Here is a 15223-nt window from a genome sequence, read left to right as displayed (position 1 = left end):
GCTTACGGTTCAGCTTATTGGCACGCTTCGCAATCCGGCTCGTCAATCGCGCAAGCTTTTGGCACTGGGGCCGGGCCCGCTGGCGCAGCCGCGACGTCTTCGCTGTTGTTGCCGTTCGATACAGCGTTGAGCTTGCCGGTGTTGACCGTCGACTTCTCGGTGCTGGTCGCGGCCAGTGCACGGAGGTAGTAGGTGGTTTTCAGCCCACGGTACCAAGCCATGCGGTAGGTCACGTCCAGTTTCTTGCCCGAAGCGCCCGCGATGTACAGGTTCAGCGACTGAGCCTGGTCGATCCACTTTTGACGACGGCTGGCCGCGTCGACGATCCATTTGGTGTCCACTTCAAATGCAGTCGCATACAGCTCTTTAAGCTCTTGCGGGATGCGTTCGATTTGCTGCACCGAACCGTCGTAGTACTTCAGGTCGTTGATCATGACCGAGTCCCACAGGCCGCGCGCCTTGAGGTCGCGAACCAGGTAGGGGTTGATCACGGTGAATTCGCCCGACAGGTTCGATTTCACATACAGGTTTTGATAGGTCGGTTCGATCGACTGCGACACGCCGGTAATGTTGGCGATGGTGGCGGTCGGTGCGATGGCCATGATGTTGGAGTTACGAATGCCGTTCTGTACACGGGCGCGAACCGGTGCCCAGTCCAGGGATTCGTTCAGGTCAACGTCAATGTACTTCTGACCGCGCTGCTCGATCAGGATCTGTTGCGAATCCAGTGGCAGGATGCCTTTGGACCACAGCGAACCCTGGAACGTCTCGTAGGCGCCACGCTCGTCAGCCAGGTCGCACGACGCCTGAATGGCGAAGTAGCTGACGGCTTCCATCGACTTGTCGGCAAACTCGACAGCCGCTTGGGAGGCATACGGAATGTGTTGCAGGTACAGCGCGTCCTGGAAGCCCATGATCCCCAGGCCGACCGGGCGGTGCTTGAAGTTCGAGTTACGCGCTTGCGGCACCGAGTAGTAGTTGATGTCGATCACGTTGTCGAGCATGCGCACGGCCACGTCGATGGTGCGCTTGAGCTTGGCGGTGTCCAGCTTGCCGTCCTTGATATGGTTCGGCAGGTTGATCGAACCCAGGTTGCAAACAGCGATCTCGTCCTTGTTGGTGTTCAAGGTGATCTCGGTGCACAGGTTCGAGCTGTGAACCACGCCCACGTGCTGCTGCGGGCTGCGCAGGTTGCACGGGTCTTTGAAGGTCAGCCACGGGTGGCCGGTTTCAAACAGCATGGACAGCATTTTGCGCCACAGGTCTTTGGCCTGAATGGTCTTGAACAGCTTGATCTTGCCAGGGTACTGAGACAGTGCTTCGTAGTACTCGTAACGCTCTTCGAAGGCTTTACCGGTCAGGTCGTGCAGGTCCGGTACTTCGGAGGGCGAGAACAGGGTCCACGGGCCGTCATCGAAGACGCGCTTCATGAACAGGTCAGGGATCCAGTTGGCGGTGTTCATGTCGTGGGTGCGACGACGGTCATCACCGGTGTTCTTGCGCAGCTCGATGAACTCTTCGATGTCCATGTGCCAGGTTTCAAGGTAAGCGCACACGGCGCCTTTACGCTTGCCACCCTGGTTAACGGCAACGGCGGTGTCGTTCACCACTTTGAGGAACGGCACAACACCCTGGGATTTGCCGTTGGTGCCTTTGATCCACGAACCCAGCGCACGGACTGGCGTCCAGTCGTTGCCCAGGCCACCGGCGAATTTGGACAGCATGGCGTTGTCGTGGATCGCGTGGTAGATGCCTGACAGGTCATCCGGCACGGTGGTCAGGTAGCAGCTCGACAGTTGTGGACGCTGAGTACCGGCGTTGAACAGTGTCGGCGTCGAAGACATGTAGTCGAAGGACGACAGCAAGTTGTAGAACTCGATGGCGCGGTCTTCTTTTTGCTTCTCTTCGATCGCAAGGCCCATGGCCACGCGCATGAAGAAGATTTGTGGCAGTTCGAAACGCACGCCATCCTTGTGGATGAAGTAGCGGTCGTACAGGGTTTGCAGGCCCAGGTAGGTGAACTGCTGATCGCGCTCGTGGTTGATCGCCTGGCCCAGTTTCTCCAGGTCGAAGGTCGCCAGAATCGGGTTCAGCAGGTCGAACTCAATACCCTTGGCGATGTAGGCAGGCAGGGCCTTGGCGTACAGGTCAGCCATTTCGTGGTGAGTGGCGCTTTCGGCCACTTGCAGGAAGCTCAAGCCTTCGGCACGCAAGGTGTCCATCAGCAGGCGAGCAGTCACGAACGAGTAGTTAGGCTCGCGCTCAACCAGGGTACGGGCCGTCATCACCAGGGCGGTGTTGACGTCGCTCAGGGCCACGCCGTCGTACAGGTTTTTCAGGGTTTCGCGCTGGATCAGGTCGCCATCGACTTCTTCCAGGCCTTCGCAGGCTTCGGTAACGATGGTGTTCAGGCGGCCCATGTCGAGCGGTGCAAAGGTGCCGTCGGCGCGCGTGATGCGGATCGAGGGGTGAGCCACAACAGCGTCGTCGGCAGGTGCGCGCGTGGCACGTTCTTTGGAACGGGCATCGCGGTAGATCACATAGTCACGGGCTACTTTCTGCTCGCCGGCGCGCATCAGGGCCAGTTCAACCTGGTCCTGGATTTCTTCGATGTGGATGGTGCCACCCGATGGCATGCGGCGCTTGAAAGTCGCAGTGACTTGTTCGGTCAAGCGGGCAACGGTGTCGTGGATGCGCGACGAAGCGGCGGCATTGCCGCCTTCAACTGCAAGAAACGCTTTGGTGATGGCGACGGTGATCTTGTCATCGGTGTAAGGAACCACGGTCCCGTTACGTTTGATCACGCGCAATTGGCCTGGCGCGGTCGCAGATAGATCCAGATTTGAATCAGAACCCTGCGAGTTCTCGCGAGTTGTGTCGGTTTGCATGGGTGTCTCCACGTTCTCTATGTTTATTTGGGCGCCTCAAAAAGGTGCCCACCGTTGCGTCCTGAAGCACTACAACCGGTGATTAACCGGGCATACCAACCTCGGGACGTACAGAAAGGGGTGTATTTGGCCGCTTCCTTGCCGAAGTTTTGGGTTTGCGCGTACCGCCTCAAACCTTATTCCTGGTGGGTGACAGTTAGGTACTGCAACACCCGGGCCGCATTCCGGCATCAGCCAAAAAACGGTTGCCATCCGCATGAGCGGTTTGGGCTTTGAAAACTGCGTTTGGTTCAACCCGACAGGCGCGAGAAAAGGGCTTGAAATTCTCGACTGAGTTGTGTTGGGTTTTTGCCCTAAAACCCTACATGTAGGGTCTTTTGGCGGAATTGATACAAGATATGCGTTTTGCGGGTCTCGTGCAATGCACTTCCTGTGGATAACTCTGTGTGTAAATTGTGTATGAAACGCAAAAAATCCATGTAGGCCGCATGGCACCGGCATTACACCGTTTGTCACTGGTTTTTGCGGGATCGTATCGGCGGTCTGAATTTTGAGGGCGCGAACCCTACCACAAAAAACAGCGCTGTCCGAACGCATTTTTGGGCGGGTGCAAAGATAGAAAAGGTCAAGCGCAGATTGGCATCAAGAAGTGCCGGGAAGACCGTTCAAAGCCTTCCCGGCTGTTACGCGAAATTAGAGCAATTGGAAGCTCTTTTGCTGGACGTTTTGTGAATCAAGCCCTAGTTGCACGTTGAACTCACCGGGTTCGGCGGCGTATTTCAACTGTGCGTTGTAAAACTTCAGGGCGTCTTCGTCGATGCTGAACTGCACGACTTTCTCTTCGCCGGGCTTAAGCATCAGCTTGTGGAAGTTTTTCAGCTCTTTGACGGGGCGGCTCATCGACGCACTCACGTCTTGTATATAAAGCTGCACCACGGTCTCACCTGCACGCTGGCCGGTGTTTTTCACCGTCACGCTGGCCGTCAGGGCTGCACCCGGCTTGAGGGTCTCGCTGGAGAGGCGCACATCTGACAGGCTGAAGTCGGTGTAGCTCAGGCCATAACCGAACGGGTAAAGCGGGGTGTTGGGTTCGTCAAAGTACTGCGAGGTGTAGTTGCCAGGTTTGCCTGGGGTGTAGGGGCGACCAATGCGCAGATGGCTGTAGTAGCTCGGAATCTGACCTACCGAGCGCGGGAATGTGATCGGCAGTTTGCCCGACGGGTTGTAGTCGCCAAACAGCACGTCGGCGATGGCATTGCCGCCTTCAGTGCCGGTGTACCAGGTTTCCAGTACCGCGTCGGCCTGTTGTATCTGTTGATCAATGGACAACGGCCGGCCATTCATCAGCACCAGTACCAGCGGCTTGCCAGTAGCTTTAAGGGCGCTGATCAAGGCCCGCTGCGGGGCTGGCAAGTCGAGGTCGGTGCGGCTGGCGGCTTCATGGGACATGCCGCGAGCTTCGCCCACCACGGCGACCACGATATCGGCCTGTTGCGCCGCTTTGACGGCTTCATCGAGCATGACTTGCGCCGGGCGCGGGTCATTGGTCACATCGAGCATATTGGGGTTGGAATGATTGAGGTAGTCGACCACCGTCTGATCATCCGTCACATTGGCGCCCCGGGCGTAGGTCAGCGTGGCCTGTTTACCCATGGCATTGCGCAACCCTTCACGTACAGTCACTGATTGCGCGGGTACACCGGCGCCCGACCAACTGCCGAGCATGTCGATCTTCGAATCGGCCAGCGGCCCGATCAGCGCGATGCGCGCCTGTTTGTTCAAGGGCAGGGTATGGGACTCATTCTTGAGCAGCACCTGACTTTTTCGCGCTACGTCACGGGCTTCGGCCCGGTGCAGGCGGCTTTCAGCGTTGACATCGGCCGGGTCGTCTTCAGCCTTGCCTATGCGCAGGTAGGGGTTATTAAACAGTCCCATGTCGTATTTGGCGCCAAGCACCTCGCGTACGGCGTTATCCAGATCGCTCTGCGCTACTTTTCCGGACTTGACCAAGCCTGGCAGTTCTTTGCCATACACCAGGTCATTCATGCTCATGTCGACACCCGCTTTGATCGCCAGCGTGGCAGCTTCACGCTCGTCTTTGGCCACCCCGTGCTTGATCAGCTCAAGAATCGCGCCATGATCACTGACAGCCACCCCTTTGAAGCCCCATTCCTTACGCAATAAGTCCTGCATAAGCCACATGTTGGAGGTGGCCGGTACCCCGTTGATCGAGTTCAGCGCCACCATCACGCTTCCAGCCCCAGCCTCAATAGCCGCGTGGTAGGGCGGTAGGTAATCCTGAAACATGCGGGTAGGACTCATGTCGACGATGTTGTAGTCCCGTCCACCTTCCACGGCGCCATAAAGCGCGAAGTGTTTGACGCTGGCCATGATGTTGCCGGGCAGGGCGGGAGACACGCCTTGATAGGCCTGCACCATGACCTTGGCAATGCGCGAAACCAGATAGGTGTCTTCGCCAAAACCTTCCGAGGTCCGACCCCAGCGAGGATCGCGAGCGATATCGACCATCGGCGAAAACGTCAGGTCGAGGCTATCGGCGCTGGCTTCCTTGGCCGAAATCCGGCCACTCAGGGCGATGGCGTCCATATCCCAGCTGGAGGCCAGTGCCAGACTGATCGGGAAAATGGTGCGATGCCCGTGAATCACGTCATAGGCAAAGAACATGGGGATTTTCAAACGGCTGCGCATGGCGGCGTCTTGCATCGGACGGTTTTCGGGACGCGTCACCGAGTTAAACGTGCCGCCGATGCGGCCTGCGGCGATTTCCTTGCGAATCAATTCGCGGGGCATGTCGGTTGCAATGCTGATGAGACGCAACTGCCCGACCTTTTCGTCGAGGGTCATTTGTTTGAGCAGGTCGGCGACAAACACCTCCTTAGGAGGCAGCGGGGCCGTAGGCGTTTGGGCCCAGACGGCGTGGCTGGTCAGGCTAATCGCGATCGCCAGCAAACACATTTTGGTCATGAAATTCTTCTGCGCGCCGTTCACTCACACCACGTAAACCGGTGGCTTGGGAACGATATTGTTCTGGGAGGGGTGTTTAGTCTGTTTATGGTAGAGATTTGCCCTATCTTTATAGGGGAATATTCCTACATCTTGCGCAGTCTTTTAGCTGATTCGTCCCCAGCAATCCAGTGTTGCCAGGAGATATTCAGGGCGCAGTGGGAGTTTTTAGCGCGAGGGTGGTGTCTATGAACGCAATGCAATCATTTCGGAGCGTCACGAGCATGGGAATACAAAGCGTTAGAGCCTTGGGCTGGAAAGTCATCGCACTGCTGGCGCTGAGCAGCGTATTGGCCGGGTGCGGCATCAACACCATACCCACCCTGGATGAGCAGGTGAAAGCGGCCTGGTCACAAGTGCAGAACCAGTACCAGCGTCGTTCTGACTTGATCCCCAACCTGGTCGAAACCGTCAAGGGCGCGGCCAAACAGGAGCAGGCAACGCTTACCGCTGTGATTGAGGCGCGGGCCAAGGCCACGTCTATTCAGGTAGACGCCAGCACCCTGAACAACCCGGAAAAACTCAAGCAGTTCCAGGACGCGCAAAATCAACTGACAGGTGCCTTGAGCCGTTTGATGGTGGTGTCGGAACGTTACCCGGACCTCAAGTCCAACCAGAACTTCCTCTCGTTGCAATCGCAACTTGAAGGCACGGAAAACCGCATCAGCGTGGCCCGTCGCGACTTTATTCTTGCGGTAGAGCGCTACAACACTGAAATCCGCACCTTCCCGGGCCGTCTGTGGCATGCCGTGATGTACAGCGACTTGCCGATCCGCCCAACCTTCGAAGCCACCACGCCGGACGCCGACAAAGCGCCTGAAGTGAAGTTTTAAGACGCCTGGCCAATACGCGAGCCCCGTAGCAGCTGCCGAGCAACGAAGACTGCGTTCCTCGGCAACTGCTACGGGTACGTCTCCCCCCTTCAATCAGCGTGGTGCAGATGCGTATATCAAGACTGGGGTCAGGCCTGCTGCTGTGGCTATTTATAGCCACGGCCCAGGCGCTGACATTTCCCGCACTCAACGGACGGGTAGTGGACGACGGGCAAATGCTCGATCCCGCCACGCGTCAGCAATTGACGCAATCGCTTGAAGCCCACGAAAAAGCCACCGGCGAGCAGGTGGTGGTAGTGACCGTGCCTGATTTGCAAGGCACCCCCATTGAAGACTTCGGCTACCAATTGGGGCGCACCTGGGGCATCGGTCAAAAGGACAAAAACAACGGTGCCTTGCTGATCGTTGCCCGTGACGACCGCACATTGCGCATCGAGGTCGGTTATGGGCTGGAAGACCGCCTCACCGACGCGCAATCGTCGGTAATCATCAATCAAGTCATCACGCCTGCCTTTAAAGCGGGCCACTTCAGCCAGGGCATCAGCGACGGTGTTGCAGCGATCCTTCAGGTGTTGGGCGGCGATCCATTGGCCGAACCGGCCTACGCCAGCGGGCAGGGCGATGGCAATGACTTGCTGGCCGAACATCCCTTTGTCGTACTGCTGTTATTCGTCCTGTTTGTCATAGTGGTTGCCGCGTGCCAGTTCTACGGCATCTGCAACTCGGGCGGCGGGGGCAGTTCACGCTCCGGCGGTTTTGGCGGGGGCGGTTTTGGCGGTGGCGCAGGAGGCGGCGGCTTTAGTGGCGGCGGTGGCAGCTTTGGCGGCGGTGGTGCCTCGGGCGGCTGGTAATTCAATTTTCAGGCGAGCATAAACACTCATGGCTTTACTCACACACGCGCAACAACGGCAGGTCGAAGAAGCGGTCACCCGCGCCGAGCAACACACAGACGCCGAAATTGTCACCGTGTTAGCCCCGCGCGCGGACGACTACAGTTATATCCCGCTGCTCTGGGCCAGCTTGATCGCCTTGCTGGTGCCCGCATTGGCGCACTTTTTTATCGGCGGCATTCAGATCTATTCGCTGCTCATGCTGCAATGGGCCAGCTTTGTCTTCCTCAGCCTGATCTTTCGCATCCCGGCGATTACCACCCGCTTGATCCCGCCCCGTGTGCGGCATTGGCGGGCCAGCAATCTGGCGCGGCGCCAGTTTCTGGAGCAAAAGCTGCATCACACCCAAGACCGTACCGGTGTGCTGATCTTTGTCAGCGAAGCCGAGCGTTACGTTGAAATTCTGGTGGATGAAGGCATTTCTCGCCATCTGGATAACAGCGACTGGGGCAGCATCGTCAGTGATTTCACGCGTCGGGTGGGTCTGGGTCATACCGCCGAAGGTTTTATTGCCTGCATTGAGGCCAGCGCTGAGTTGCTGGCGCAACACATCCCCAAAACCCAACCGCGTAATCAATTGCCGAATCGGTTGGTGATGTTGTAATCGTTTTCTTTGTGGTCTTGATACTTCTGATACTTCGCTAAGAAGTATCAGGCTTTTGTAATATTCTCTTTGTGGTTTTATTCTTGTATCTCCGTAAGTAAGTTCTTGCGAGTCTGCAATATAAGTTCCCGCTATTTATAGTTCTCTTTGTTGTGGAAAACTGTGTTGTCATTTTTTTGAATGATGGCTAGGTTGTATTGTGTCTGGGTGTTTTTTTGATGTGCTCTGAGGTTGATAAAAGATGGAGGAAGGGGATGAAGCTTACATCTAGGGAGAAAGAGGTGCTTGATTTGCTTATGGATGGGCGCACAAATAAGGCGATAGCACAACAGTTGCTGATTAGTGATTTTACGGTTCGGGATCATGTGTCGTCATTGTTGTCAAAGCATGGTGTGGGAAATCGTATGGCGCTAATGGTGGTGGTTAGTCGTTTGGGTGACAACGCCCGAAAATTAACGAAACCCCTACGGATGTAGGGTTGCTGTATCAATATTGAGGGTTTAGTTTTAAGTCAATCGCGCAAGAGGCAGAAATGAAGAAGTCACCTTTTTATATACCGCCTGGTTATGTGGCGACTCCCATGGATTTAGTGGTGGTGGTCTTTTTTTGTCTACTGATGTTCGGCGTTGGTGTGATGATGTGGAATGAACGGGTGGAAGTACCCGCGGTGCCTAAAAGCATGGTGCTGCGCAGCGCTTATGTTACCCATGCTTTGGGTAGGTCAAAATCATCAGTGTATTTGTATTTTAATGTGGGGCGAGGCGAGAGTGATTATAAGTACAGGATTGAATTTCCCAGTTATGAGGTCGGTTTATTGGATGTTCGAAAGCATAAAAAATTGTGGGTGGCTGTAGACGCTGACAGCGATAATACATTTGTTTGGGCGGTCTATGATGAAGAGTTTCTACTGATGATGAGCCGTCAGCAGATAGCGCGGTGGACGAGGGATAATAATATTGTGAGTTATATTATGGTTGCTTACTCAAGTTTGGCTGTAGGTTATTTTGTATTTTATATCATTAGGTGCGGTGTTTTTAATCGATATTGCCAGAGGAAGGTATGCAGTGAGGATAGAGAAGATTGACGAATCAATTTATGTGATTGATGATTTTTTGACAGAGGCTGAAGAGAGTGAAATCAATATTCAGCTCAAAGGAGAGGTGTGGCGGTATAACTGGCCAAATTATGAGGCTTTACCCTTTGTCAGACCCTGCTGGCACGTTTTTATAGCCGGCAAAGGGCGCCCGCTTGGCCAGTCAAGTCTTGATGAATTGAGGGGCAACCAGGCTTGGGGTTTTTGGACGGGGATGTGGGAACGATTTTTAGTATTAAACGAATTATGAAGTCGGCCGGAGATTTCTTTGGCAATAATCCTTCCGATAACTACCTCGATTATAGGTGTGCTCCGGATATGAAGATTGTTGATCGTAATACCCTGAGGCTGGCGTATGCCAATATGATGTTGTCCTGTAATTGGATATCGGCGACGGGTGAGTTGCAGCCTTTTTCAACGGTTGCCCCCGATCTTGGCAACGGAATAGGTGGTGGTTTTATCGGCGGTACATATACACCGTCCAGGCCTGTAATTCCGTCGCCACCGCCTCCCCCTCATAATGTAGGCAATGTAGGTATCAGTATTATTGTGGGTGGCAACACCTATGATGCAGGGGATGAATATGGATGTTGCACAGGCAGCAGTGACGGTTATATATAATTATTTTCATGGTTGACTTGTTTGTCGACGTAATAACGAGTTAAGGCACCCAATTTAGGTTGTTCGAATGACCGTTTATGCATGCCGGCCGGCGGCATTTTCAGGGTTTTATCCATGTCAATTTCATGTGGTTGGTTACGCCACTGAGTCTTTGCAATGCCAGGAAGGGGGGCATCCGAACCCCACGAAGACTGCGCAGCAAAATTACCCCGTGCCCTGTGCCGCCAACCCGCCTAAAATACCCGCCATTGTTTTCTGATTTCCCCTCCTGCACCCCCCGAGGCACCTTTTTCAATGTCAGTGACTGCTACCACCGCCGCGTCTGCGCCGGATCATCGTGCGCAATTTTTGAACCTGCTGGAAACCGGGCTGGCTCAAAACTCCTTCATCAAGCTGGTGCTGGCCAAGTACGTCGGCCCGGACGCCGAGTTGCAGCGGGTCATCATCAAGCAGGTCACGGTCAAGGATCAGCCTTGCCTGTCGTTTGTGTACCGCTATAAGACCCGCGATATCACCAAGAACTTCCCCCTTGATGAGGCCGTGACGACCATTGCCGGGTTGCTGCCTGAAGCGTTCAAAAATGCGCATCTATTGACCCTCACTGACGAAGTGCAACTGGAGTACAGCAAAAAGGGCAAAAGCTCGCTGTTCAAGGGTAAAAGTCAGCAGGCCCGTGAACTGCCTTCGGCTGAGCACAATCGCGAGAAGAACCGTTTTCTGGATTTGACCCGCCCCTTTCTTGCCGATCTTGGGGTGACCAACAAGCAGCAAGAGCTGATCCCGGCGATGTCGCGCAAGTGGAAGCAGATCAACAAGTTCATCGAAGTGTTTTCCCACGCGCTGAGCAGTTCGCCGCTTGCGCTAGACCAGCCCATCAAAGTGGCTGACTTCGGCTCGGGCAAGGGCTATCTGACGTTTGCCATTCACGATTACTTGCGTCACAGCCTGCAAGCCGAAGGCGTGGTCACCGGCGTTGAGCTGCGTGAAGACATGGTCACGCTGTGCAATAACGCCGCGCAGCGTCTGGAGCATCCGGGCCTGAGCTTTCAGCACGGTGACGTGCGCAGTTTTGCGCCCACTCCGATTGACGTGATGATCGCCTTGCATGCTTGTGACATTGCCACTGACTACGCGATTCACATGGGCATCCGCTCGGGCGCCGCGATCATCATGTGCTCGCCGTGCTGCCATAAGCAGATCCGCCTGCAAATCCAGAGCCCGGCGCTGCTCAAGCCGATGCTGCAATACGGCCTGCATTTGGGCCAACAGGCCGAAATGGTCACCGACAGCCTGCGTGCGCTGTTCCTTGAAGCCTGTGGTTATGAAACCAAAGTGTTCGAGTTCATCTCGCTGGAGCACACCAACAAAAACAAAATGATCCTTGCGGTCAAGCGCGCCGAACCGGTTGATAACGCCCAGTTGCGGGTGAAAATCCAGGAATTGAAGGCGTTCTACAGCATTCAGGAGCATTGCCTGGAAACCCTGCTGCAAGCGGACGGGTTGCTGAAGTAAATCGGTGTAGTACCGGGTTATTACCCGTGTAGGTACTGTGCGGCTACTCTTGCAGGTGTTAACGAGTCTCCAGCACAGCGCCTACCGGCGCCTGCTGGGTATGCACTCCAAGCCTTCACTCACAGGAGTACGCAGCATGGCGGCGAAAAAGATTTTGATGCTGGTGGGCGATTACGTCGAAGACTACGAAGTGATGGTGCCGTTTCAGGCGCTATTGATGATCGGCCATCAGGTGCATGCGGTCTGTCCGGGTAAAAAATCGGGGCAGACAGTGCGTACCGCGATTCATGACTTTGAAGGCGATCAGACCTACAGCGAGAAACCGGGCCATCTGTTTGCCCTGAACTTTGATTTCGACGCAGTCAACGCCCGCGATTACGACGCACTGCTCGTGCCCGGTGGTCGTGCGCCGGAATACCTGCGCTTGAACGAAAAGGTTCTGCAGTGGGTACGTGACTTCGACAAGGCGGGCAAACCGATTGCCGCGGTCTGTCATGGTGCGCAATTGCTGGCCGCGGCCGGCATCCTGGCAGGCCGTGAGTGCAGTGCATACCCCGCATGTGCCCCGGAAGTGCGTTTGGCGGGCGGTACTTTTATTGATATCGACGTGAACCAGGCCCATGTGCAGGGCAATCTGGTGACAGCTCCCGCGTGGCCAGCGCATCCGGCCTGGCTGAGCGCTTTTCTGGGTCTGCTGGGGACTTCTATTTCCTTGTAAGGCGAGGGTGTGACCATGTGTGAGCTGTACGTTAAAGCCGACCCGATTCTGTACGAATCACGCTCGCGCTCACTGCGTATTTGCGGCGTGGTCACCACGTTGCGACTGGAAAACCAGTTTTGGGACATCCTCAGTGAGATCGCACAAGCGGATGGCATGACCACCAATCAATTGGTGGCCAAGCTCTACGAGGAAGTGATGGATTACCGCGGCGAAGTGGTCAACTTCGCCTCGTTCTTGCGCGTGAGTTGCACCCGCTATTTGAGCCAGCGCTCAGATCAGGCGCCGGGGCTGAGGGTGGTAACGCGTAACACCCGCTGATCTGGCGGAGCAAACCCGCAGGCTGCGATCTTTTGAGCTGTTAAAAAGATCGCAGCCTGCGCCAGTTCCTCTTACAGGGTGGGGTTAGAAGAACCGCGTAACGCTGATCTTGGCGTTACGCCCCTGGCTGTAGGCGTTATCGCCGCTGAGCATCGGCTGGTAACTCTTGTTAAACAGGTTGTCCACGGTGAAGTTGACCTCGGTGCCTTTAAGGTACGGCTGCTGTGGTTTCCAGTTGGCGAACAGGCCCTGCACGTTATAGCCGTCGTTGGCGTATTGGTCGTAGTAGCGATCGCCCAAGGCACTGATCGCGGTGCCGTAGTACTTGTCGCTGGGCAAACGGTCGGTCTTGCGCACGAACTCGCCTTTCCAGCCGATGCGCGCATCCCATGCCGGTATTTTGGTGCCCAGTATGGCGACCCATTTCGGGGCGGGAATGTCCCGTGCCCAGACGTTCGGTCCCCACGGGTTGGTGTAGGCGCCTTCGTGTTTACCGGTCATCCATGCGTAAGACAGCGAGCCAAAGACGTAAGTGGACTCGTAGAAGCTTTCAATTTCAAAGCCCTTGATGGTCACACTGCCAATGTTGCGGTAGTTGGGTATATTGCCCGGCCCACAGTCTTTGGACATGCTGCCGGCGGCCGTTTGGGCTGCGCACCCTACGCCGGTGGCTTTGAAAATTTCATTGTCGACGGTGTTGCGAAACAGGGTGGTGCGGATCAGTGCGTGGTCGTTGTCACCAAAGATGTGATCAAAGTTGGTGATGTTGCCTGCACGCCAACCCGTGATGACTTCGGGTTTCAAATTGAGGCTGGTCGCGGTGCGGCTACCCAGTCCTTGAAGCTCGTATTGTTCATCGATTACCGGTGCGCGCCAGGTTTTGCTGTAGTCGACAAACAAGGCGGTGTTCGGGTTTATTTTCCAGAAGCCCGACAGGCGAGGCGACCAGCCAGTGTAGGTTTTGTCGCTGTAGTCGTGACCCAGTTCCGCGTGGTTATAGAACGGTGCGTCGTTTTGCTCGCCGCGGTTGCGCACATGGTCGTAGCGCACGGACGGTGTCAGGGTGAAATCACCGTACGTGATCGCGTCTTGCAGATAGAAGCTATTGGTATCGACCTTGCCCTTGGGCATGAAGCTGGGCTGATAGTGGCCGTAGTTGTACTTCTCTACCTCATAGGTTTTACCCGGCATCCACATGTCGACATCACGCTGGTGCTTGCGAATTTGCATGCCAGTGGTCACAGCGTGATCCAGCGGGCCGCTGGCAAACAGGCTGATGTTTTCGATCTGAAGCATGTCGTCGGTGTAGCCGGTGTCCATCTTGCGACCGCCAGTGGCGGGCTGGAAATAGGCTTGAGAGCCGCGCGTGTCCGTTTGCTCAGTGTTTGAGTGCGAGTACTTGACCTCAAGATTGACCAGCGGGTTTTCGATAGGCTGGTACTTGTATTTGGCCGACCAGGTGGTGTCGATGGTCGAACGGTTGGACAAGTAACGTCTTGAGGCAACGTCGTACCCATATTTGTCGATGTTGGCCTGGCTCGGTGGCGCCGGGTAGCTGATGGCCGAGAAGGGCACCCACAGGTAATTGTTGGAGCGTGAATACGACATCCCGAGGCTATGTTCCTCATTGAAATGCAGGTTCACTTTGAGCAATTGCGCGTCCAGGTCCTGTGCGGTGTTGGGCAAGCGCTTGGGGTTGACCGGGTAGGCGTGCTTGGGGTCCGGCATGTGGCCGGCCAGCTTCATGTCATCGCCATCGCGCTTGGTGTAATACACCAGCGCATCCGCTCGGCCATCATCGGTGCGGCCATACACCGCGCCACTGTAAACCTGTTGGTGGTCGTTGCTGCTGTAGCCGTATTTGAGCATGGCGCCGGTGTCTTTGCCCTCTTCGAGCAGGTCCGGTGCATCTTTGGTTTCCATGTGCACGGAACCGGCAAAACCACCGTTGCCGGTGCGCATGTCGTGCGGGCCTTTTTCGACGACCAGCCCCTTGATCAGTTCAGGCTCGATAAAGATGGTGCCTTGCATGTAGCGTTCGAAGCCGCTTTTGGTCGCGCCATCCACGGTCATTTGTACGTCTTCGGCTTCACCCATGCCCCAGATGTTGATGGTCTGACCGCCGGGCTTGAGCGAGCCACCGAGGTTGATACCGGGCAAGGTCGCCAGCAGGCTGGGAATATTATTGGCCTGATAACGATTGATTTCAGCTTGGGTCAGGGTCGATTTTCCGACGTTGCTGGAGTCAATTTCATTACCGGTGCCAATCACGCTCAGCGCACCCAGTTGCAGGCTGTTGCTGGTGGTGGTGCCTTCCTCTTTGGGGCGGACGACAAAGGTGCGGTCGACCTGGATCAGGCTGAAATCGGTGCCGCGCAACAATTGATTGATGGCGTCTTGCGCGCTGTAGGCACCACTGAGCGCCGGGGCTTTGATGTTGCGCAACAGCTCTTCGTCAAACAGCAGCTGGATCTTGGCTTGCTGGGCCACTGCACTCAACGAACTGGCCAGCGATTGAGCGGGCAATTGCAGTTGGATCGACTCGGCGTGCGCGTGCAGGCTAAAAGCCATGCATGCGCCGAGCAAGGTCGGGCGAGTGCACAAGTGTGAGACGAAATGTGGTGCGCGAAACATGAAACCCCCCAGTGCGGCAACAAAGGCCAAAAAGACATGCGTTAGCAACGCAGACCGAAGGAAGACGCAGCACGATGAGAAAACC

13 protein-coding genes are annotated in these 15223 nt (G+C 55.8%); 10 read left to right on the top strand and 3 right to left on the bottom strand.

Annotation, left to right across the window (positions count from 1 at the left end; translation table 11 throughout):
- Positions 1 to 14: 14 nt before the first annotated feature.
- Together ACP7A4_RS09455 and bglX are read right to left on the bottom strand one after the other, a co-directional pair.
- Positions 15 to 2888 carry a ribonucleoside-diphosphate reductase subunit alpha gene (locus ACP7A4_RS09455; protein ID WP_059763186.1) on the bottom strand — a complete coding sequence of 958 codons (2874 nt, stop codon included), beginning with the start codon at positions 2886 to 2888 and terminating at the stop codon, positions 15 to 17.
- Positions 2889 to 3581: 693 nt separating this feature from the next.
- Positions 3582 to 5873 (bottom strand): beta-glucosidase BglX, encoded by a 2292-nt coding sequence (bglX, locus tag ACP7A4_RS09450; protein WP_426246539.1) that lies wholly within the window; start codon positions 5871 to 5873, stop codon positions 3582 to 3584.
- A 263-nt stretch (positions 5874 to 6136) separates the two neighbouring features.
- Here bglX and ACP7A4_RS09445 point away from each other — a divergent pair, with 263 nt between their 5' ends.
- The 10 genes from ACP7A4_RS09445 to ACP7A4_RS09400 all read left to right on the top strand — a co-directional run bounded on the left by ACP7A4_RS09445 (position 6137) and on the right by ACP7A4_RS09400 (position 12504).
- On the top strand, positions 6137 to 6745 hold the full coding sequence (locus ACP7A4_RS09445) for a LemA family protein (RefSeq protein ID WP_059763184.1): 609 nt from the start codon (positions 6137 to 6139) through the stop codon (positions 6743 to 6745).
- 107 nt (positions 6746 to 6852) lie between these two features.
- Entirely contained in the window at positions 6853 to 7596 is a 744-nt protein-coding gene (locus tag ACP7A4_RS09440) for a TPM domain-containing protein (RefSeq protein ID WP_426246537.1), read from the top strand.
- A 28-nt stretch (positions 7597 to 7624) separates the two neighbouring features.
- Positions 7625 to 8239 (top strand): TPM domain-containing protein, encoded by a 615-nt coding sequence (locus tag ACP7A4_RS09435; protein ID WP_426246535.1) that lies wholly within the window; start codon positions 7625 to 7627, stop codon positions 8237 to 8239.
- A 254-nt stretch (positions 8240 to 8493) separates the two neighbouring features.
- Positions 8494 to 8715: a LuxR C-terminal-related transcriptional regulator gene (locus ACP7A4_RS09430; RefSeq protein WP_082706786.1), complete on the top strand. Its 222-nt coding sequence runs from the start codon at positions 8494 to 8496 to the stop codon at positions 8713 to 8715.
- A 56-nt stretch (positions 8716 to 8771) separates the two neighbouring features.
- The gene (locus ACP7A4_RS09425; RefSeq protein WP_426246533.1) at positions 8772 to 9323 is read left to right on the top strand and encodes a hypothetical protein; all 552 of its coding nucleotides are present in this window, start codon (positions 8772 to 8774) and stop codon (positions 9321 to 9323) included.
- Positions 9304 to 9582: a hypothetical protein gene (locus ACP7A4_RS09420; RefSeq protein WP_426246531.1), complete on the top strand. Its 279-nt coding sequence runs from the start codon at positions 9304 to 9306 to the stop codon at positions 9580 to 9582. The genes ACP7A4_RS09425 and ACP7A4_RS09420 overlap by 20 nt, the downstream gene beginning before the upstream one ends.
- 68 nt (positions 9583 to 9650) lie before the next feature.
- On the top strand, positions 9651 to 9953 hold the full coding sequence (locus ACP7A4_RS09415; protein WP_426246529.1) for a hypothetical protein: 303 nt from the start codon (positions 9651 to 9653) through the stop codon (positions 9951 to 9953).
- A 294-nt stretch (positions 9954 to 10247) separates the two neighbouring features.
- Complete coding sequence (locus ACP7A4_RS09410; protein WP_426246527.1) at positions 10248 to 11465, top strand: class I SAM-dependent methyltransferase; 1218 nt, start codon at positions 10248 to 10250, stop codon at positions 11463 to 11465.
- A 136-nt stretch (positions 11466 to 11601) separates the two neighbouring features.
- Positions 11602 to 12183 carry a DJ-1/PfpI family protein gene (locus ACP7A4_RS09405; RefSeq protein WP_426246525.1) on the top strand — a complete coding sequence of 194 codons (582 nt, stop codon included), beginning with the start codon at positions 11602 to 11604 and terminating at the stop codon, positions 12181 to 12183.
- Between the two features lie 15 nt (positions 12184 to 12198).
- Positions 12199 to 12504: a ribbon-helix-helix domain-containing protein gene (locus tag ACP7A4_RS09400; RefSeq protein ID WP_059763177.1), complete on the top strand. Its 306-nt coding sequence runs from the start codon at positions 12199 to 12201 to the stop codon at positions 12502 to 12504.
- An 84-nt stretch (positions 12505 to 12588) separates the two neighbouring features.
- Here ACP7A4_RS09400 and ACP7A4_RS09395 read toward each other — a convergent pair whose 3' ends face one another.
- Complete coding sequence (locus ACP7A4_RS09395; RefSeq protein ID WP_203303288.1) at positions 12589 to 15138, bottom strand: TonB-dependent receptor; 2550 nt, start codon at positions 15136 to 15138, stop codon at positions 12589 to 12591.
- Positions 15139 to 15223 lie beyond the last annotated feature (85 nt).

Origin of the sequence: Pseudomonas sp. TWR3-1-1 (assembly GCF_049896545.1) — a bacterium.
Taxonomy (GTDB): domain Bacteria; phylum Pseudomonadota; class Gammaproteobacteria; order Pseudomonadales; family Pseudomonadaceae; genus Aquipseudomonas; species Aquipseudomonas weihenstephanensis.
This window is presented reverse-complemented; position numbering and strand designations above follow the sequence as displayed.